Here is a 19,918-nt window from a genome sequence, read left to right as displayed (position 1 = left end):
GCCACCAGACAAGGCTTTGCAATCTTTTGCAAGCGCCGTGGGCCGCGGGCTCGACATCCGGGAGTAGCGCGGTCCGATTTGATCTGGTAAGTTCGCCCGCTTGCAGCCGCAGGGCCGGCAGGTGTCGGTGATGGAGCAATCCTGCGCAATGGATTACAAGAGTAGAGGCGGTCCATTTCATGCCCACCCAAGCAAAGCAACAGCAGCAACAGTCGATCAGCGGTTTCGAACCCTACGTTCCGACCCCGGGCGAAGAGTACATGGGCGCCCCCATGCGCGCGCACTTCACCAAGATCCTGACCAAGTGGAAACTGGACTTGATGCAGGAAGTCGACCGTACTGTTGATCACATGAAAGACGAAGCGGCCAATTTCCCTGACCCGGCCGACCGGGCCAGCCAGGAAGAAGAGTTCGCCCTCGAACTGCGTGCCCGCGATCGCGAGCGCAAGCTGATCAAGAAGATCGACAAGACGCTGCAACTGATCGAAGACGAAGAGTACGGCTGGTGCGACTCCTGCGGCATCGAGATCGGCGTCAAGCGCCTCGAAGCCCGCCCTACAGCCGACATGTGCGTCGACTGCAAGAACCTGGCGGAAATCAAGGAAAAGCAAGTCGGCAAATAATTCCGACTTGAACGAAGAACGGAGCGTGCGAACGCTCCGTTTTTGTTTCTGACGCTTTTAGACGTTAAATAATCTCCATGACTGCCATCTCCTCCCCCACCTACATCGGCCGCTTCGCCCCCACACCCAGCGGGCATCTGCATTTCGGCTCACTGGTCGCAGCGTTGGCCTCGTATCTCGACGCCCGCTCGGTCGGCGGCCGTTGGCTGGTGCGCATGGAGGATCTCGATCCGCCACGGGAAGAACCCGGTGCCCAGGCAGCGATTCTCAACGCGTTGGAAAGCTACGGCTTCGAGTGGGATGGCGAGATGATCCGACAGAGTGACCGACACGCGGCCTACGCCGAAGTCCTCAATCGCCTGTTCAGCCAGGGCCTGGCTTACGCCTGCACTTGCTCGCGCAAGCAACTGGAGCCCTATCACGGCATCTACCCCGGATTCTGCCGCAACGCGGGGCACGGCACCGAGAACGCAGCGATCCGCCTGCGCGTACCGGAGTTGGAGTATCACGTCGTCGACCGGGTCCAGGGCGAATTCCGTCAACACCTGGGCCGGGAGGTCGGCGATTTCGTGATTCGCCGCCGCGACGGGCTCTACGCCTATCAATTGGCAGTGGTGCTGGACGACGCCTGGCAAGGCATCACCGATATCGTGCGCGGTGCCGACCTGCTGGACTCCACACCGCGCCAGCTCTATCTGCAAGAACTGCTCGGCCTGCCGCAACCGCGCTACCTGCACATCCCGCTGATTACCCAGCCGGACGGCCACAAACTCGGAAAATCCTATCGTTCGCCGCCGCTGACCGAAGATCAGGCCACACCGCTGTTACTGCGCGCATTGCGGGCGCTGGGGCACAATCCTGTTATCGAACTCAATGACGCTACGCCACGGGAAGTGCTGAACTGGGGCATTGCCCACTGGGATGCATCGCTGATCCCGCGCACACTGACATTGCCCGAAGCGCAACTGCAGTGATGCCACTTGCAGTGGCGCGCCCATCCGTTACCATCGCCGCACGTTTTCGGGCACGCGCATAAAAGAGAGAGGCCGGGATGTACATTTATCGCTTGGTCCTGCTCCTGGTAGTGGGGATTTATCTGTTCTCCCCGGCCATCATGGATTGGTGGATCGACGCCACTGGCGCCTGGTATCGCCCGTATTTGCTCTGGCTGATTCTGATCGTCGTGACCTTCATCCTGCAGAGCCAAAAAGATGCCGATGAGCTTTAGCCTGACCCAGATGATCCTGATCAGCGCCGCGTACCTGGCGGTGCTGTTCGGCGTGGCCTGGGTCAGCGAACGGGGCATGATCCCGCGGGCGATCATTCGCCACCCGCTGACGTACACCCTGTCGCTGGGCGTTTACGCCAGTGCCTGGGCGTTTTACGGCACGGTGGGCCTGGCCTACCAGTACGGCTACGGTTTTCTGTCCAGCTACCTTGGGGTTTCCGGGGCCTTTCTGCTGGCGCCGGTGCTTTTGTACCCGATCCTGAAAATCACCCGCACTTATCAACTCTCTTCCCTGGCCGACCTGTTTGCGTTTCGTTTCCGCAGTACCTGGGCCGGTGCGCTGACGACGATTTTCATGCTGATCGGCGTGTTGCCGTTGCTGGCGTTGCAGATCCAGGCGGTGGCCGACTCCATCGGCATCCTCACTCGCGAGCCGGTGCAACATCGTGTGGCCCTGAGCTTCTGTGCCCTGATTACGCTGTTCACGATTTTCTTCGGCTCACGCCACATCGCCACCCGCGAGAAACATGAAGGCCTGGTGTTCGCGATTGCCTTCGAGTCGGTGATCAAGCTGATCGCCCTTGGCGGCGTCGGCCTGTATGCACTGTATGGCGTGTTCGACGGCCCGCAACAACTGGAACTGTGGCTGCTGCAAAACCAGACCGCCCTCGCCGCCCTGCACACGCCCTTGCAGGAAGGCCCGTGGCGCACGCTGCTGCTGGTGTTCTTCGCCTCGGCGATCGTCATGCCGCACATGTACCACATGACCTTTACCGAAAACCTCAACCCACGCTCGCTGGTCAGTGCGAGCTGGGGCTTGCCGCTGTTCCTGCTGCTGATGAGCCTGGCCGTGCCGCTGATTCTCTGGGCCGGGCTGAAACTCGGCGCCACCACCAATCCGGAATACTTCACTCTGGGCATCGGCATCGCCGCCAATAGCAAAGCCCTGGCGCTATTGGCCTATGTCGGCGGATTGTCGGCGGCCAGCGGGCTGATCATCGTCACCACCCTGGCGCTGTCCGGGATGGCGCTGAACCATTTGGTGCTGCCGCTCTATCAACCGCCGGCCGAGGGCAATATCTACCGTTGGCTGAAGTGGACCCGCCGGGCGCTGATTGTCGCGATCATCATGGCCGGTTACGGTTTCTACCTGATGCTGGGCGCCGAACAGGACCTGGCCAACCTCGGCATCGTCGCCTTCGTCGCCACGTTGCAGTTCCTGCCGGGTGTGTTGTCGGTGCTGTATTGGCCGACCGCTAACCGTCGAGGCTTCATCGCTGGCCTTCTGGCGGGGATTCTGGTGTGGCTGGTGACCATGCTGCTGCCGTTGGTCGGCAATCTGCAAGGTTTCTACATTCCGCTGCTGAACATGATTTACGTGCTGGACGACACCAGTTGGCACATGGCGGCGATTGCCTCGCTGGCGGCCAACGTGCTGATGTTCACCCTGATTTCACTGTTCACCAACGCCAGCCCCGAAGAGGCCAGCGCCGCCGAAGCCTGCGCGGTGGACAATGTTCGTCGCCCGCAGCGCCGCGAACTGCATGCCGCCTCGCCTCAGGAATTTGCCACGCAACTGGCCAAACCGTTGGGCGCCAAGGCGGCACAGAAGGAGGTCGAACAGGCGTTGCGCGATCTTTATCTGCCGTTCGACGAGCGCCGGCCTTACGCCTTGCGTCGTTTGCGTGACCGTATCGAGGCCAACCTCTCTGGCCTGATGGGGCCGAGCGTGGCGCAGGACATGGTCGAAACCTTCCTGCCCTACAAGGCCGGCGGCGAAAACTACGTCACCGAAGACATCCACTTCATCGAAAGTCGCCTCGAAGACTACCACTCGCGCCTCACCGGTCTTGCCGCCGAACTCGATGCCTTGCGTCGCTACCACCGCCAGACCCTGCAGGAATTGCCGATGGGCGTGTGCTCGTTGGCCAAGGACCAGGAAATCCTCATGTGGAACAAAGCCATGGAGGAGCTGACCGGGATTGCCGCGCAGCGTGTGGTCGGTTCGCGCTTGAGCACCATTGCCGATCCGTGGAAAGAGCTGCTGCAAGGCTTCATCAATCTGCCGGACGAGCATTTGCATAAACAGCACCTGGCCCTCGACGGCCAGACCCGCTGGCTGAACCTGCACAAAGCGGCGATCGATGAACCGTTGGCGCCGGGTAACAGCGGCCTGGTGCTGCTGGTGGAAGACTTGACCGAAACCCAGATGCTCGAAGACAAACTGGTGCATTCCGAGCGCCTGGCCAGCATTGGCCGGCTGGCCGCTGGCGTGGCCCATGAAATCGGCAACCCGATCACCGGTATTGCCTGTCTCGCGCAAAACCTGCGCGAAGAGCGCGAGGAAGACGCCGAACTCACGGAGATCAGCGGGCAGATCCTCGAGCAGACCAAACGCGTGTCACGCATCGTTCAGTCGCTGATGAGTTTCGCCCACGCCGGCAGTTACCAGCACAGTGACGAACCCGTCTGTCTGGCGGAAGTGGCCCAAGATGCCATCGGCCTGCTGGCCTTGAACCGGCGCAATTTCGAAGTACAGTTCTACAACCTGTGCGACCCCGATCACTGGGTCGAAGGTGACCCGCAGCGGCTCGCCCAGGTATTGATCAACCTGCTCTCAAACGCCCGCGACGCCTCGCCTGCGGGCAGTGCGGTGCGCGTCAAGAGCGAAGCCGGCGAACACACGGTCGATCTGATCGTCGAAGACGAAGGCAGCGGTATTCCCTCGAGCATCATGGACCGACTGTTCGAACCCTTCTTCACCACCAAGGACCCTGGCGAAGGCACCGGTCTGGGCCTTGCACTGGTCTATTCCATCGTTGAAGAGCATTATGGACAAATCACCATCGACAGCCCGGCTGATGTTCAAAGCCAACGCGGCACCCGTATCAGGGTGACCTTACCGCGTCATGTCGAAGCGACGTCCGCTGTGAACTGAGACCGTCGAGAGTATCGAATCAATGCCGCACATTTTGATCGTCGAAGACGAAACAATTATCCGCTCCGCCTTGCGCCGTCTGCTGGAACGTAACCAGTACCAGGTCAGCGAAGCCGGATCCGTGCAGGAAGCACAAGAGCGTTTCAGCATTCCCACGTTTGACCTGATCGTCAGCGACCTGCGCCTGCCAGGCGCGCCGGGCACCGAGTTGATCAAACTTGGCCAGGGCACTCCGGTGCTGATCATGACCAGTTACGCCAGCCTGCGTTCGGCCGTCGACTCAATGAAGATGGGCGCGGTGGATTACATCGCCAAGCCTTTCGATCACGACGAAATGCTTCAGGCCGTCGCGCGCATCCTGCGTGACCGGCAATCGACGCAAGCCAGCGGTGAGCCGGTCGTCGGTAAAGCATCCAATGGCGCCGCGAAAAACGGTGTCGACAACAGCAACGGCGAAATCGGCATCATTGGCTCCTGCCCGCCGATGCAGGATCTGTACGGCAAGATCCGCAAAGTCGCGCCGACCGATTCCAATGTCCTGATCCAGGGTGAATCCGGTACCGGTAAAGAACTGGTTGCACGCGCCCTGCACAACCTGTCCAAACGCGCCAAGGCACCGATGATTTCAGTGAACTGCGCGGCCATTCCGGAAAGCCTGATCGAGTCCGAACTGTTCGGCCACGAAAAAGGCGCGTTCACCGGCGCCAGCGCCGGGCGTGCCGGGCTGGTGGAAGCGGCGGACGGCGGCACCTTGTTCCTCGATGAAATCGGTGAACTGCCACTGGAAGCCCAGGCCCGCCTGCTGCGCGTATTGCAGGAAGGTGAAATCCGCCGGGTCGGCTCGGTTCAATCGCAGAAAGTCGATGTACGCCTGATCGCCGCCACCCACCGGGACCTCAAGAGCCTGGCGAAGATCGGTCAGTTCCGTGAAGACTTGTATTACCGCCTTCACGTGATCGCCCTGAAACTGCCGGCCTTGCGTGAACGCGGTGCGGACGTCAATGAAATTGCCAATGCCTTCCTGGCGCGGCAGAGCGCGCGGGTCAACCGCACTGATCTGAAATTCGCCCTGGATGCCGAGCAGGCGATTCGGCATTACTCCTGGCCAGGTAACGTTCGCGAGCTGGAAAACGCGGTCGAGCGCGCAGTGATCCTGTGCGAAAGCCCGGAAATTTCCGCCGAGCTGTTGGGTATCGACATCGAACTCAGCGATCTGGAAGACGACGACTTCATCGGCCTGGCGCCCCAGCAGGGCAACAGCGCCGGTAACACCAGCCACGAGCCGACCGAAGATTTGTCTCTGGAAGACTATTTCCAGCATTTCGTCCTCGAGCATCAGGATCACATGACCGAAACCGAGCTGGCCCGCAAACTCGGGGTCAGTCGCAAATGCCTGTGGGAACGCCGTCAGCGCCTGGGCATCCCGCGACGCAAGACCGGGGTGGCCAGCGAGAGCTGAACCGCGCCTGTCGAATGCGCGGGTAACACGTGACATTGTGGAAAAACTGTTACCTCAGCTTTTTCACGTAACAGAAGCCGGGGCTTACGGTAACGAAGCCCCGGTTTTTTTTGGCCTCGAAAAACTTCATTAGCCCGCCTAACCCCTTGTTTTACTGGGCTTCACAAAAGTTGGCACGCACCCTGCTATATGTTCGGTACAAGAACAATAACAAGTAATGCACAAGACAATAAAAATAAGACGAATCGACTCACGCACAATAAAAACAAGACGGCGAGAGGCGTAGCTAACTGATTCTTTTGGAGAGGCGTTGCATTTGGGGCTTGCCCCACGACCAGGCCGAGAACAATAAAAAACTGTCCCAAGACAGTGCCTGAACTGGTTGGATCACTCGATCACAGCAACACAGCGACCAAAGCAATCCGTTTGCTCTTGGCTCCCGATTGGGAGGGTCATGAAGGAAAAACTTCATGGCGAGGGCGCTCAACAAAAACAAGAAGCCCGAAACCAATAATAAAAATAGAGCACGCAACTACTTCTTGGGGAGCTTCGGCTCCCCTTGTGGTTTCCGCGATCCCCCCTCTCATCAGCTCGTTTCCAGATTGAAGCTTGCGGCTTACAGCTCATAACTGCTGTGTCCTACACCATCCCCCGACTAAATGCTAGAATCCCGGCCCATCATGCGGTCATTCTTCGTTTTGGCCGAACATTCCTTCAAACAGTGCATCCCATGCTGAAGAAGCTGTTCCAGTCATTCCGTTCTCCCCTGCGTCGTACGCAACACATCCGCAGTACGCCTGAAGTGCTCAACAGCGGCCAACATTCGCTGCAAAAGGCGCAATTCAGCCGTTATGCGGTCAACATCGTCGAACGCTTGCAGAACGCCGGTTACCAGGCTTACCTGGTCGGCGGCTGTGTGCGTGACATGCTGCTCGGCATCACGCCGAAAGATTTCGACGTTGCCACCAGCGCCACCCCTGAACAGGTACGCGCCGAATTCCGCAACGCGCGGATCATCGGTCGTCGCTTCAAACTGGTGCATATCCACTTTGGCCGCGAAATCATCGAAGTCGCGACCTTTCGCGCCAATCACCCGCAAAACGACGAGGACGAAGACAGCAACCAGTCTTCCCGCAACGAAAGCGGGCGCATTCTGCGCGATAACGTCTATGGCACCCTGGAAGAAGACGCGCAACGCCGCGATTTCACCATCAACGCCCTGTATTACGATCCGGTCAGCGAGCGCATTCTCGACTACGCCAATGGCGTACACGATATCCGCAATCACCTGATCCGCCTGATCGGCGATCCGAAACAACGCTACCAGGAAGACCCGGTGCGGATGCTGAGGGCCGTGCGTTTCGCCGCCAAGCTGGATTTCGGCATCGAAAAACACAGCGCGCTGCCGATCCGCGATCTGGCACCGATGCTGCGCGAGATTCCATCAGCCCGCCTGTTCGAAGAAGTGCTCAAGCTGTTCCTCTCCGGCCATGCCGCGGACACCTTCGAGATGCTGGTAGACCTGCAGCTGTTCGATCCGCTGTTCCCGGCCAGTGCGGCAGCGCTGGAATACAACCCGACCTATACCCATACGCTGATCAGTGAAGCGCTGATCAACACGGACTTGCGCATCAAGCAGCACAAACCGGTCACTCCGGCGTTCCTGTTTGCCGCCCTGCTCTGGCCTGCCCTGCCGGCCCGCGTGTTGCGCCTGCAAGAGCGCGGCATGCCGCCAATTCCGGCGATGCAGGAAGCGGCGCATGAGCTGATCGCTGAACAGTGCCAGCGCATCGCGATTCCGAAACGCTTCACGATGCCGATCCGCGAGATCTGGGACATGCAGGAGCGTCTGCCACGGCGCAGCGGCAAACGCGCCGACCTGTTGCTCGATAACCCACGGTTCCGCGCCGGTTACGACTTCCTGCTGCTACGCGAAAGTGCCGGGGAGCAGACCGATGGCCTGGGCGAGTGGTGGACCGACTATCAGGACGCCAACGACAGCGAACGCCGGGACATGATCCGCGACCTCAGCGGCAAGGACGACGGCAGCGGTGCTCCGCGCAAACGGCGCCGCAGCGGTGGTGCCAAGCGCAAGCGCGCTGCCGGCGCCTCGAGCGCGACAGGCGAGTAAGTCATGGAACGTATCTACATCGGCATGGGCAGCAACCTGGCTGACCCCGCCGAACAGTTGCGCAGCGCTGCCCTGGCGCTGGCGCGGTTGCCACAGACCGAACTGGTCGGGGTTTCCGGGTTTTATCAAAGCGACTCGCTGCTGCCCGGCCAACCACGCTATACCAATGCGGTCGCCGCCCTCGACAGTCACCTCGCACCGCTGGAGCTGCTCGATGCCCTGCAAGCCATCGAGAACGGTCAAGGCCGCCAGCGCCTTGAACGCTGGGGGCCGCGCACGCTGGATCTGGACATCGTGCTGTTCGGTGATCGACTGATCGACGAACCCCGCCTCAAAGTCCCCCACTACCACCTGCAGGAACGAGCCTTTGTGCTCTATCCGCTGGCCGAGCTGGCACCGGCGGACTTGCGCCTGGCCGACGGCCGCACCCTCACAGAACTGCTCGCCGCCTGCCCGTTCGTCGGCCTGGAACGTCTGCCAGCAGCCTGAGTTGCCGCAAAAAGATCGCAGCCCTTTGGCAGCGCCTGCAGATGTCGGCCGAACCTGAGCGGCCGAAGGCTGCGATCTCTTTGACGATACAAGCCCATCACAAATCTGCTGAATCGCATCAGTAACGCCGGTAACACCCCACGCGTAACAATGCGGTAACACATGCAATTGACTTCCCGGGTTCTCCTCACGACTATAGGCGTCCCGCTGCCGCCAACACGGCGCAAAAGGGCGCAATCCAGGCCTTACAAGCACCACGAAAGAGGGTGCGCCTGTATAAATGACGAATCACGCGCGTTACTCGCAGTAGTTTCCATAGCGCCTGTAATGAGGATTTTTTTCATGCCAGCCATCACCCTGACCACGCTCCAGAGCCTCAAGCAGAAAGGTGAAAAGATCACCATGCTGACCTGCTATGACGCGACCTTCGCCCACGCCTGCAATGAGGCCGGGGTCGAAGTGCTGCTGGTGGGCGACTCCCTCGGCATGGTCTTGCAAGGTCACGACAGCACCCTACCGGTGACCACCGCTGAAATGGCCTACCACGTGGCAGCCGTCAAACGTGGCAACGCCGATGCCCTGATCCTCGCCGACCTGCCCTTCATGGCCTACGCCACCCTCGAACAAACCATGACCAACAGCGCCCTGTTGATGCAGGCCGGTGCGCACATGGTCAAGGTTGAAGGGGCATTGTGGCTCGCCGACTCGATCCGTCTGCTGGCCGAACGCGGCATCCCGGTGTGCGCGCACATGGGGCTGACGCCGCAATCGGTCAACATCCTTGGCGGTTATAAAGTCCAGGGCCGCAACGAGAACCAGGCGCGCCAGATGCGTGCCGACGCGATTTCCCTGGAACAGGCCGGCGCGGCCATGCTGCTGCTCGAATGCGTGCCCAGCGAACTGGCCGAAGAAATCTCCCAGGCGGTGAAGATCCCGGTGATCGGCATTGGCGCTGGCAGTGGCACCGACGGCCAGGTACTGGTTCTGCACGACATGCTGGGCTTGTCCATTACCGGTCGCGTGCCAAAATTCGTGAAAAACTTCATGACTGACCAATCCAGCATTCAAGCCGCCTTGAGCGCTTACGTCACTGAAGTCAAAGCGGCGACTTTCCCTGGCATCGAACACGGATTCTCTGCATGAACACCGTAAAAACCGTACGCGAACTGCGGGCCGCCGTGGCCCGTGCCCGTAGCGAAGGCAAGCGCATCGGCTTCGTGCCGACCATGGGCAACCTGCACAGCGGTCATATCGCGCTGATTACCAAAGCCACCCAACGGGTGGATTTCGTGGTCGCGAGCATTTTCGTCAACCCGCTGCAGTTCGGTGCCGGCGAAGACCTCGACAAGTACCCGCGAACCCTGGCCGCCGATCAGGAGAAACTGCTCCAGGCCGGTTGCCATCTGCTATTTGCCCCAAGCGTCGAAGAAATGTACCCCGACGGCATGGCCGGCCAGACCCGCGTCAGCGTCCCGCAACTTTCCGAAGGCCTGTGCGGCGCCAGCCGTCCGGGGCATTTCGAAGGAGTGGCGACCGTGGTCAGCAAGCTGTTCAACATGGTCCAGCCGGACCTGGCGATCTTCGGCCAGAAAGACTTCCAGCAATTGGCGGTGATTCGTGCTCTGGTGCATGACCTGAACATGCCGATCCAGATCATCGGTGAACCCACCGTGCGGGCCGCCGACGGCCTGGCGCTGTCGTCACGCAATGGTTTCCTCAGCGAAGAACAGCGGGCCATCGCGCCAGAGGTCTATCGCACCCTGACCCGGATCAGCGACGCGATCAAACAGGGCGAGCGCGATTACCCGACGCTGATCAACGAGCAGATCAAGCAACTCGAAGCCGCCGGGCTGCGCCCGGACTATCTGGAAATTCGCCATGGGCTGACCTTGCGTCCGGCGACGACCGAAGATCGGGATCTGGTGATTCTGGTGGCAGCGTTCCTGGGCACGACGCGGTTGATCGACAACCTGCATCTGAACCTCGACGCTACGTCTTAACGGCAAGATCAAAAGATCGCAGCCTCCCGGTATCGCTGCCGCAGGCTGCGATCTTTTGCGTTGTATTGCCGCCCACAAAGCCTTCGGGCAAACTGCCCGCCGTTCGATTCCGACCTGGGGAAACACTCATGCACGCCATCATGCTCAAGGCCAAGCTGCATCGCGCCGAAGTCACCCATGCTGTACTCGATTACGAAGGCTCCTGCGCCATCGACGGCGAATGGCTGGACCTGTCCGGCATCCGTGAGTACGAACAGATCCAGATCTACAACATCGACAACGGCGAACGCTTCACCACCTACGCCATTCGTGGCGAAGAAGGCTCACGCATCATCTCGGTCAACGGTGCTGCCGCGCACAAGGCCAAGGTCGGTGACCGCGTGATCATCTGCGCTTACGCCCACTACAGCGAAGCCGAACTGCTCAACTTCAAGCCGCGCATGCTTTACATGGCGCCGGGTAACGAACTGAGCCACACCAGCAACGCCATTCCGGTTCAGGTCGCCTGATCGAGCCGCTCCTCTTCCAGCCTTCCGTTTGTCGGACCGTTCCCGGTCAAATGTTAAAAAAGTACCGGGAGCAGGTCAGACAAAGTCAAGACAGATTGCAGCGCGAGGTTTACTGTATTCGCCCTGCGCCAGAAATCGTGTCGACGCAGTTGACCGGACGCCCACCCGCAGCGCTCCGGGATTTTTATGTGTTTAAAAGGCCGTTCAAGTAAAAGGAAAACCGCAGCGATGGCGTATTACCGCACTCCTCACGACGTTACCGCTCTGCCCGCTTGGCAAGCGCTGAATGACCACCGCCAAGCCATGCAGGATTTCAGCATGCGCGAAGCCTTTAATGCCGATCCGCAGCGTTTTACTCAATTCACCCTCAGCAGCTGCGGCCTGTTTCTCGACTACTCGAAGAACCTGATCAACGCCGAGACCCGCAACCTGCTGGTAGGCCTGGCCAACGAAGTCGACCTGCAGGGCGCGATCAAAGCGCTGTTCTCGGGCGAGATCGTCAACTCTTCCGAAGGTCGTCCGGCCCTGCACACCGCACTGCGCCGCCCAGTGGGCGACAAACTGTCGGTCAACGGCGTCAATGTGATGCCCGACGTGCATAAAGTGCTGAACCAGATCACCGACCTCGTGGGCCGTATCCATGACGGTCTGTGGCGCGGTTACACCGAAAAGCCTATCACCGACGTGGTGAACATCGGCATCGGCGGCTCGTTCCTCGGCCCTGAACTGGTGTCCGAAGCGCTGCTGTCCTACGCCCAGAAAGGCGTGCGCTGCCATTACCTGGCGAACATCGACGGCAGCGAATTCCACGAACTGACCATGAAGCTGCGCGCCGAGACCACGCTGTTCATCGTCTCGTCGAAATCCTTCAACACCCTCGAAACCCTGAAAAACGCCCAGGCCGCACGCGCCTGGTACCTGGCTCAGGGCGGTTCGGAAGCCGAGCTGTACCGTCACTTCATCGCCGTTTCCAGCAACAACGCGGCGGCGGTGGCGTTCGGTATTCGCGAAGAGAACATCTTCCCGATGTGGGATTGGGTCGGCGGCCGTTACTCGCTGTGGTCGGCCATCGGTTTGCCAATTGCCCTGGCCATCGGCATGTCGAACTTCAAGGAGCTGCTGTCCGGTGCCTACACCATGGACCAGCATTTCCAGAGCGCGCCATTCGAACAGAACATGCCGGTGCTGCTGGCGTTGCTCGGCGTCTGGTACGGCAATTTCTGGGGCGCGCAGAGCCACGCGATCCTGCCGTACGACCACTACCTGCGCAACATCACCAAGCACTTGCAACAGCTGGACATGGAATCCAACGGCAAGAGCGTGCGCCAGGACGGCACGCCTGTGTCCACCGATACCGGCCCGGTGATCTGGGGCGGCGTCGGCTGCAACGGTCAGCACGCTTACCACCAGTTGCTGCACCAGGGCACCCAACTGATTCCGGCCGACTTTATCGTGCCGATCGTCAGCTTCAACCCGGTGTCCGACCACCACCAGTGGCTGTACGCCAACTGCCTGTCGCAAAGCCAGGCACTGATGCTCGGCAAGACCCTTGCCGAAGCCGAAGCCGAGCTGCGCGACAAAGGCATGAGTGAAGCCGACGTGAAAAAGCTCGCAGCGCACAAGGTGATTCCGGGCAACCGTCCGAGCAACACCCTGGTGGTCGAGCGCATCAGCCCGCGTCGCCTCGGCGCACTGGTGGCGATGTACGAACACAAAGTCTTCGTGCAAAGCGTGATCTGGGGCATCAACGCCTTCGATCAGTGGGGCGTGGAGCTGGGCAAGGAGCTGGGCAAAGGCGTCTACAACCGTCTGGTCGGCAGCGAAGAAACCCTGGCCGAAGATGCCTCCACCCAAGGCCTGATCAACTACTTCCGCGGTCGTCACCGCGGGTGATCTGACGCCAGTCCTACAGACGGTACTAACCTTGTAGGAACTGGCTTGCCAGCGAAGGTGGTGTGTCAGTCCACACGTGTGTTGACTGATCCATCGCTTTCGCTGGCAAGCCAGCTCCTACGAGGGTCGCGCAGCTCCCCTCTTGTCGCAAAACAAGAATAAGGAACCGTCATGTTCGATATCAGCACGTTCCCCAAAGCCGATGCCGTCCGCCGGGCTGCACAGTTAAGTCAAGACGACTACCAACGCCTGTACCGCCAATCCGTCGAACACCCCAGCACCTTCTGGGCCGAACAGGCCACACGCTTTCTCGACTGGAGCGCCCCGTGGCAGACCGTCCAGCGATACGACCTGAAAACCGGTGAGGCGAGCTGGTTCGCCGGCGCAAAGCTGAACGTCAGTTACAACTGCATCGACCGTCATCTGGAAAAACGCGGCGATCAAGTTGCAATCCTCTGGGAAGGCGATGACCCCGCCGAATCCACCCAAATCACCTACAAAAAACTCCATCACAACGTTTGTCGACTGGCCAACGTGCTCAAAAGCCGTGGCGTGAAGAAAGGCGACCGCGTGTGCATCTACATGCCGATGATCCCCGAAGCCGCCTACGCCATGCTCGCCTGCGCACGCATCGGCGCGATTCATTCGGTGGTGTTTGGCGGATTCTCTCCCGACTCACTGCGTGACCGGATCCTCGACGCCGACTGCCGCACCGTGATCACCGCCGACGAAGGCGTGCGCGGCGGTAAATTCGTGCCACTCAAACAGAACGTCGACAAGGCCCTGCAAAGCTGCCCCGATGTCAGCAGCGTGATTGTGGTCGAACACACTCAAAACCCGGTGAATTGGGTCGAAGGCCGCGACCTCTGGTATCACCAGGCCCTGCGCGACGTCGATGACGAGTGCCCGCCCGAACCAATGGATGCCGAAGACCCGCTGTTCATCCTCTACACCTCCGGCAGCACCGGCAAACCCAAAGGCGTGTTGCACACCACCGGCGGCTACTTGCTGCAAGCGGCGATGACCTTCAAGTACGTGCTCGACTATCGCGACGGTGAAGTTTTCTGGTGCACCGCCGATGTCGGCTGGGTGACCGGCCACAGCTATATCGTCTACGGGCCATTAGCCAACGGCGCGACCACACTGATCTTCGAAGGCGTACCGAGCTATCCCAGCACCTCGCGCTTCTGGCAGGTGATCGACAAACACCACGTAAACATCTTCTACACCGCCCCGACCGCCCTGCGCGCGTTGATGCGTGAAGGTCCAGAGCCGTTGAAGGAAACGTCCCGCGAAAGCCTGCGACTACTCGGCACTGTCGGTGAGCCGATTAACCCGGAAGCCTGGGAGTGGTACTTCAATACGGTCGGTCAACAGCGCTGCCCGATTGTCGATACCTGGTGGCAGACCGAAACCGGCGGCATCATGATCAGCCCGCTGGTCAGCACCCAACGGGTCAAACCCGGTTGCGCCACCCAACCGATGTTCGGCGTGCAACCGGTGTTGCTCGATGAACACGGCAAGGAAATCAAAGGCGCCGGCAGCGGCGTGTTGGCGATCAAGTCCAGTTGGCCGGCGCAGATCCGCAGCGTCTACGGCGACCCGAAACGGATGGTCGAAACCTACTTCAAGCCCTATCCCGGCTACTACTTCACCGGCGATGGCGCACGCCGCGACGAGGATGGCGACTACTGGATCACCGGGCGCATCGACGACGTGATCAACGTCTCCGGGCACCGCATCGGCACCGCCGAAGTGGAAAGCGCCCTGGTGCTGCACAACAGCATTGCCGAGGCCGCCGTGGTCGGTTATCCCCATGACATCAAGGGCCAGGGCATCTACGCCTTTGTCACGCCCATGAACGGCGTCGAACCCAACGATGAATTGAAGAAAGAACTGTTGGCCCATGTCAGCCAGGAAATCGGCAGTTTCGCCAAACCGGACTTGATCCAGTGGGCCCCGGGCCTGCCCAAAACCCGTTCGGGCAAGATCATGCGACGGATTCTGCGCAAGATCGCCTGCAACGAACTCGACAGCCTGGGCGACACCTCGACTCTTGCCGACCCGAGCGTGGTGCAGGGCTTGATCGACAAACGCCTGAACTCGTAAATCGTTCGCGCAATGATCGTTCCCACGCGTGGGAACGATCAGTCCATAGCTGTTAAACTCCCGCGCCCCCAATTCTCCCCTGCAAGGCGCCCAGCATGTCTTCCTTGAATCAGGCGCTGTGCGCCGCCCTCGATCGTCGCCAGGACCTGCTCGCCGAGCTGCATCAACAAGGCACCGATTGCTATCGCCTGTTCCACGGCAGCCAGGAAGGTGCCGGCGGCTTGACCATCGACCGCTACGGCCCGCAACTGTTGGTGCAAAGTTTTCACCAGGCGCTGGAGCGTGACGCCTTGCTCCAATTGCACGAGACCGTCAATCAACAGCTGGGCCTCGACACCCTGCTGGTCTACAACGATCGCTCCCGCGGCAACTCACGCATCGACCGCGAAGACACTGTCTACCGCGCCGACGAGGCCGCCCTGCAAGATTTGATCGGTCACGAATGGGGGCTCAATTATCGGGTTCGCGGGCGCCATGCCGGTCAGGATCCGTTGCTGTTCCTCGACCTTCGCAATGCCCGTGGCTGGGTCAAGGCACACAGCAAAAACAAAAGTGTGCTGAACCTGTTTGCCTACACCTGTGGCGTCGGCCTCTGTGCCGCGGCCGGTGGAGCAAGCGAGGTGTGCAACCTGGACTTTGCCGAAGGCAATCTGGCGGTCGGCCGTGAGAACGGCCTGCTCAATCCGCAATTACCGACAATGGAATTCATCCAGTCCGATTACTTCCCGGCGATCCGTCAATTGGCCGGCCTGCCGATCAGCCAGCGGCGCGGGCAGAAACTGCCGAGCTATCAACGCCTGGACCCGCGTCAATACGATCTGGTGCTGCTCGATCCACCGGCCTGGGCCAAGAGCGCTTTCGGCACCGTCGACCTGTTGCGCGACTATCAGAGCCTGCTCAAACCGGCACTGCTGACCACTGCCGAAGACGGCGTACTGATCTGCTGCAACAACCTGGCGAAGGTCGGCATGGACGATTGGCGCGAACAGGTGCTGCGCTGCGCAGAGAAGGCCGGGCGCCCGGTGCGAGAGTGGAGCGTGTTGACACCGGGCAGTGACTTTCCGTCGATGGATCAACAGCCGCCGCTGAAAACGCTGATTCTGCAGCTCTGAAAATCCATACCGATAATCAGACAAATCCTATAAAGCGTGATTGCTTCGGAACCGCAAACGCATGCCATACTCCAAGGCACTCCGATTCCGACAGTTGAAACCGCACATGCCCAAAGGATTGATTCGCGCTATCGGCGCCTTGTTGACTGCCCTGGCTCTTTATAGCCTGTTGGGGTTTCTGATATTGCCGGGCATCGCGTTGCGGGTTGCCAACCAGCAACTGGCCAACTACGCCACGACGCCCGCGACGATTTCGCGGATCGAACTCAATCCTTTCAGCCTTGAAGTCACCCTTTGGGGTTTGGTCATCGGCGAGCCGGGTAAGGAACAACTGGGCTTCGAACGCCTGTACGCCAACCTGCAGATCGACAGCCTGTGGACCAAGGCGCTACACCTGTCCGACATCGAGCTGGACAAACCCAAGACTGAAATCCTCTTCGGCAAGGACGGCCAGCTCAACCTGCTCGGGCTGTTCAAAATACCCGCCAGCGAACCAACCCCGGTCGACCCGGACGCCAAACCCTTCCCGCTGCGCGTGGAGCGAATCAAGCTGGCTGGCGGCTATGTGCACTTCGAAGATGCCCGGCCCAGCGAGCCCATCGAGTTCCTCTACGACAAACTCGATTTCGAGCTGAAAAACCTCAGTACCCTGCCCGATGACAACGCCGATATGACCCTGGTCGCAGTCGGCCCGGCCGGCGGGCAAATCGACTGGACCGGCAACTTCAGCCTGAGCCCGATCGCCTCCGAAGGTAAGCTGAAAATCACCGATGGCAAGATGAAATCCTTCTGGCCCTATGTGCGCGATGCTGTGCCACTGGTCCTGGAAAACGGCGTCGTCAGCCTCAGCACCGACTACAAACTCAATCTGAACAAGGGCACCGAACTGCTGCTGAACAACGTCGCCGTCAGCGTCGCGCCTTTCGCCATCAAGGCGCCGGACGGCCGACCGCTGGCGAAGCTCGAGCGGCTGGACATCAGCGAAACCACCGTGGACCTGGCCAAACAGCAAGTGGTGGTCGGCAAGATCCGCAGCCAGAAACTGGAAACCTGGGCCGCCCTCGAAGCCGACGGGCAACTCGACTGGCAAAAACTGTTCGCCAGCCAGCCGTCCAAACAGGCGGCCAAAGCCAACGCCGAACCCACCAGCACACCCGCGGCAGCCGATTCACCGCAGCCCGAACCAACCGCACCGAGCAAGCCCTGGCAGGTACTGCTCAAAGACGTGCAACTGCGCAATTATCAGGTGCACCTGGCCGACCGCAAGGCACAACCCGCCGTGGCGCTGGAGCTGGGTCCGTTGAACCTCGACCTGCAAAATTTCGACAGCCTCAATGGTTCCCCTTTCAACCTCAAGCTCGACACGGGCGTGGGCAAGCAAGGCAAGATCATGGCGGACGGCACGGTCAATCTGGCCCCGATCAACGCCAAACTGAACGTGCAGACCAGGGATATCGACCTGCGCGTCGCCCAGTCCTACATCAACCCGTTCATTCGCCTCGAACTGCGCAGTGGCATGCTGGGCAGTGATCTGGCAGTCGACTTGAAAAGCACCGAGCCGCTGGCGTTCGGCGTCACAGGTAAAGCCCAGATCGATCAGTTGCATACCCTCGACACCCTGAAAACCCGCGACTTCCTCAAGTGGCAGCAGTTGGTGCTCGAAGGATTGAACTATCAACATGGCGATAGCCTGTCGATCGACAAGGTCAACCTGTTCCAGCCCTATGCGCGCTTCATGATCAACGATGACCGCACAACCAATATTGATGACCTGCTGATCCCGCAACCGGCCGACTCCGGCGCCACAACGACCGCAACCGCCGCGACCAAACCGGCAGCCGGAAAAGAAAAACCGCTGGGCATCCACATTGGCGGCATTGCCATCAATGACGGTTCGGCGAATTTCGCCGACTTCAGCCTGACCCCAAACTTTGCAACGGCCATTCAACAGCTGAACGGGAAGATCGGCGCCATCGACAGCCGCCAGGCAAAACCGGCCAGCGTCGACGTCAAAGGCAAGGTCGACCGCTATGCGCCGGTGACCATCAAGGGCTCGGTCAACCCGTTCGACCCAATGGCCAGCCTGGACATTGCCACCAGTTTCAAACGGGTGGAACTGACCACCCTGACGCCCTACTCCGGCAAATTTGCCGGTTACCGCATCCGCAAGGGCCGACTCAATCTCGATCTGCATTACCGGATCACCAACGGCCAGCTCCAGGCCGAAAACAAAGTGGTGGTCGAGCAGCTGCAACTGGGTGAAAAAGTCGACAGCCCGGACGCGGTGAGCCTGCCGCTGAAACTGGCGATTGCCTTGCTCAAGGATGTCGACGGCAAGATTTCCATCGAACTGCCGGTGAGCGGCGACCTGAATAACCCGCAGTTCAGTGTCATGCCAATTATCTGGCAGACCCTGCGCAATCTGATCGTGAAAGCGGCTGCGGCACCGTTCAAGATGATTGGCGGGCTGGTCAGCGGCGCTGGTTCAGAGGACCTGGGTACCGTGGCGTTTGCACCAGGTTCAAGTGACTTGAGCAAGGAGGCCGAAGCGACACTGATCAAACTGTCCCAGGCGCTCAAGGAGCGTCCGGCCCTGCGTCTGGAAATCGAAGGCACTGCCGCCAAGAGCAGCGACGGCCCGCTGCTCGCCGAGCAACGCCTGGAACGGGAATACCAGTACAACTACTACAAAATGCTCCAGCGCCGCGGTGACAAAGTGCCGGCCCAGGCTTCATTACTGCAAGTGCCGGACAATGAAAAAGGCCCGCTGCTCGAAGGGATCTACCGCACGCGCCTCAAGATCCAGCCGCCCGCGGAATGGAAGGACCTGGGCAAGGAAGAGCGCAGCAAAAAAATGCGTGAAAGCGTGATCGACTTCTGGAGCTCCAGCGAGGTGCTGTTGCGCCAACTGGGGCAAGAACGGGCCAGCAGCATCAAGGACTATCTGGTGGACAAAGGTCAGTTGGCCGATGACCGCGTGTACTTCATCGACGCCAGCCTCGGTGAGGCCGAAAGCGATGGCCGCGTAGTGACGGCCATGCATCTGGATGCTGAGTGATGAGCGCGCGATGGCTGCTGAATCTGGCCCTGCTGCTGGCTGCCGGCCAGGCAGCGGCGGCCGATACCCTGCGCTGTGGCAGTCAATTGATCAGCGTGGGGGACAGGTCCAGCGAAGTGCTGCAAAAATGCGGAGAGCCCGTAGCCCGCGACCTGCTGGGCTACAAGCGCAGCGCCAATCGACGGGAAGAGTTTCAGGTCGAGGAATGGACCTACGGGCCCAACAGCGGGATGTACCAATACCTGCGCTTTGAAGGAAACCGGTTGGTTCAAATCACCAGCAAACGCGGTAATTGAATCCACAAACCAATATGGAGCCTGCAAACAGAACAAGCCCCGACACGAATGCCGGGGCCTGCAATGGCCACGT

General features: G+C 60.1%; 15 protein-coding genes. All 15 read left to right on the top strand.

From position 1 onward, the window contains the following. Positions 1-179 precede the first annotated feature (179 nt). The 15 genes from dksA (at position 180) to HCU66_RS01385 (ending at position 19,845) form a co-directional block, all read left to right on the top strand. Positions 180-623: an RNA polymerase-binding protein DksA gene (dksA, locus tag HCU66_RS01455; RefSeq protein ID WP_205886684.1), complete on the top strand. Its 444-nt coding sequence runs from the start codon at positions 180-182 to the stop codon at positions 621-623. 77 nt (positions 624-700) lie between these two features. Next, a complete protein-coding gene (gene gluQRS / locus HCU66_RS01450) occupies positions 701-1,597 on the top strand; it encodes a tRNA glutamyl-Q(34) synthetase GluQRS (protein ID WP_205886683.1) in 897 nt (298 codons plus the stop codon). Positions 1,598-1,674: 77 nt separating this feature from the next. Continuing rightward, a complete protein-coding gene (locus HCU66_RS01445) occupies positions 1,675-1,851 on the top strand; it encodes a hypothetical protein (protein ID WP_003176118.1) in 177 nt (58 codons plus the stop codon). Further along, positions 1,835-4,789, top strand: a complete 2,955-nt coding sequence (locus HCU66_RS01440; protein WP_205886682.1) for a sensor histidine kinase — start codon at positions 1,835-1,837, stop codon at positions 4,787-4,789. The genes HCU66_RS01445 and HCU66_RS01440 overlap by 17 nt, the downstream gene beginning before the upstream one ends. A 22-nt stretch (positions 4,790-4,811) precedes the next feature. Beyond that, positions 4,812-6,248, top strand: a complete 1,437-nt coding sequence (locus HCU66_RS01435; RefSeq protein ID WP_205886681.1) for a sigma-54-dependent transcriptional regulator — start codon at positions 4,812-4,814, stop codon at positions 6,246-6,248. A 730-nt stretch (positions 6,249-6,978) separates the two neighbouring features. After that, positions 6,979-8,379 carry a polynucleotide adenylyltransferase PcnB gene (locus HCU66_RS01430; RefSeq protein ID WP_205886680.1) on the top strand — a complete coding sequence of 467 codons (1,401 nt, stop codon included), beginning with the start codon at positions 6,979-6,981 and terminating at the stop codon, positions 8,377-8,379. A gap of 3 nt (positions 8,380-8,382) precedes the next feature. Then, on the top strand, positions 8,383-8,868 hold the full coding sequence (gene folK, locus HCU66_RS01425; protein ID WP_205886679.1) for a 2-amino-4-hydroxy-6-hydroxymethyldihydropteridine diphosphokinase: 486 nt from the start codon (positions 8,383-8,385) through the stop codon (positions 8,866-8,868). Positions 8,869-9,210: 342 nt separating this feature from the next. Then, on the top strand, positions 9,211-10,011 hold the full coding sequence (panB, locus tag HCU66_RS01420; protein WP_205886678.1) for a 3-methyl-2-oxobutanoate hydroxymethyltransferase: 801 nt from the start codon (positions 9,211-9,213) through the stop codon (positions 10,009-10,011). Then, positions 10,008-10,868: a pantoate--beta-alanine ligase gene (gene panC, locus HCU66_RS01415; RefSeq protein WP_205886677.1), complete on the top strand. Its 861-nt coding sequence runs from the start codon at positions 10,008-10,010 to the stop codon at positions 10,866-10,868. The genes panB and panC overlap by 4 nt, the downstream gene beginning before the upstream one ends. A gap of 128 nt (positions 10,869-10,996) precedes the next feature. Then, the gene (gene panD / locus HCU66_RS01410; protein ID WP_205886676.1) at positions 10,997-11,377 is read left to right on the top strand and encodes an aspartate 1-decarboxylase; all 381 of its coding nucleotides are present in this window, start codon (positions 10,997-10,999) and stop codon (positions 11,375-11,377) included. 228 nt (positions 11,378-11,605) lie between these two features. Next, entirely contained in the window at positions 11,606-13,270 is a 1,665-nt protein-coding gene (gene pgi / locus HCU66_RS01405) for a glucose-6-phosphate isomerase (protein ID WP_205886675.1), read from the top strand. Between the two features lie 171 nt (positions 13,271-13,441). Next, positions 13,442-15,379: an acetate--CoA ligase gene (acs, locus tag HCU66_RS01400; protein WP_205886674.1), complete on the top strand. Its 1,938-nt coding sequence runs from the start codon at positions 13,442-13,444 to the stop codon at positions 15,377-15,379. A 95-nt stretch (positions 15,380-15,474) separates the two neighbouring features. Then, a complete protein-coding gene (locus HCU66_RS01395; protein ID WP_205886673.1) occupies positions 15,475-16,491 on the top strand; it encodes a class I SAM-dependent rRNA methyltransferase in 1,017 nt (338 codons plus the stop codon). A gap of 61 nt (positions 16,492-16,552) precedes the next feature. Further along, complete coding sequence (locus HCU66_RS01390; RefSeq protein ID WP_205886672.1) at positions 16,553-19,549, top strand: DUF748 domain-containing protein; 2,997 nt, start codon at positions 16,553-16,555, stop codon at positions 19,547-19,549. Next, on the top strand, positions 19,549-19,845 hold the full coding sequence (locus HCU66_RS01385) for a DUF2845 domain-containing protein (protein WP_205886671.1): 297 nt from the start codon (positions 19,549-19,551) through the stop codon (positions 19,843-19,845). Before HCU66_RS01390 ends, HCU66_RS01385 begins: the two co-directional genes overlap by 1 nt. Positions 19,846-19,918: the final 73 nt, after the last annotated feature.

The organism is Pseudomonas frederiksbergensis, from assembly GCF_017114915.1.
In the GTDB taxonomy this organism is placed as follows: Bacteria; Pseudomonadota; Gammaproteobacteria; order Pseudomonadales; family Pseudomonadaceae; genus Aquipseudomonas; species Aquipseudomonas frederiksbergensis_I.
This window is presented reverse-complemented; position numbering and strand designations above follow the sequence as displayed.

Bases quoted from the DNA above. Each gene is read 5' to 3' on its own strand.
- dksA (WP_205886684.1), top strand. From the start codon at position 180: ATGCCCACCCAAGCAAAGCAACAGCAGCAACAGTCGATCAGCGGTTTC.
- gluQRS (WP_205886683.1), top strand. From the start codon at position 701: ATGACTGCCATCTCCTCCCCCACCTACATCGGCCGCTTCGCCCCCACA.
- HCU66_RS01445 (WP_003176118.1), top strand. From the start codon at position 1,675: ATGTACATTTATCGCTTGGTCCTGCTCCTGGTAGTGGGGATTTATCTG.
- HCU66_RS01440 (WP_205886682.1), top strand. From the start codon at position 1,835: ATGCCGATGAGCTTTAGCCTGACCCAGATGATCCTGATCAGCGCCGCG.
- HCU66_RS01435 (WP_205886681.1), top strand. From the start codon at position 4,812: ATGCCGCACATTTTGATCGTCGAAGACGAAACAATTATCCGCTCCGCC.
- HCU66_RS01430 (WP_205886680.1), top strand. From the start codon at position 6,979: ATGCTGAAGAAGCTGTTCCAGTCATTCCGTTCTCCCCTGCGTCGTACG.
- folK (WP_205886679.1), top strand. From the start codon at position 8,383: ATGGAACGTATCTACATCGGCATGGGCAGCAACCTGGCTGACCCCGCC.
- panB (WP_205886678.1), top strand. From the start codon at position 9,211: ATGCCAGCCATCACCCTGACCACGCTCCAGAGCCTCAAGCAGAAAGGT.
- panC (WP_205886677.1), top strand. From the start codon at position 10,008: ATGAACACCGTAAAAACCGTACGCGAACTGCGGGCCGCCGTGGCCCGT.
- panD (WP_205886676.1), top strand. From the start codon at position 10,997: ATGCACGCCATCATGCTCAAGGCCAAGCTGCATCGCGCCGAAGTCACC.
- pgi (WP_205886675.1), top strand. From the start codon at position 11,606: ATGGCGTATTACCGCACTCCTCACGACGTTACCGCTCTGCCCGCTTGG.
- acs (WP_205886674.1), top strand. From the start codon at position 13,442: ATGTTCGATATCAGCACGTTCCCCAAAGCCGATGCCGTCCGCCGGGCT.
- HCU66_RS01395 (WP_205886673.1), top strand. From the start codon at position 15,475: ATGTCTTCCTTGAATCAGGCGCTGTGCGCCGCCCTCGATCGTCGCCAG.
- HCU66_RS01390 (WP_205886672.1), top strand. From the start codon at position 16,553: ATGCCATACTCCAAGGCACTCCGATTCCGACAGTTGAAACCGCACATG.
- HCU66_RS01385 (WP_205886671.1), top strand. From the start codon at position 19,549: ATGAGCGCGCGATGGCTGCTGAATCTGGCCCTGCTGCTGGCTGCCGGC.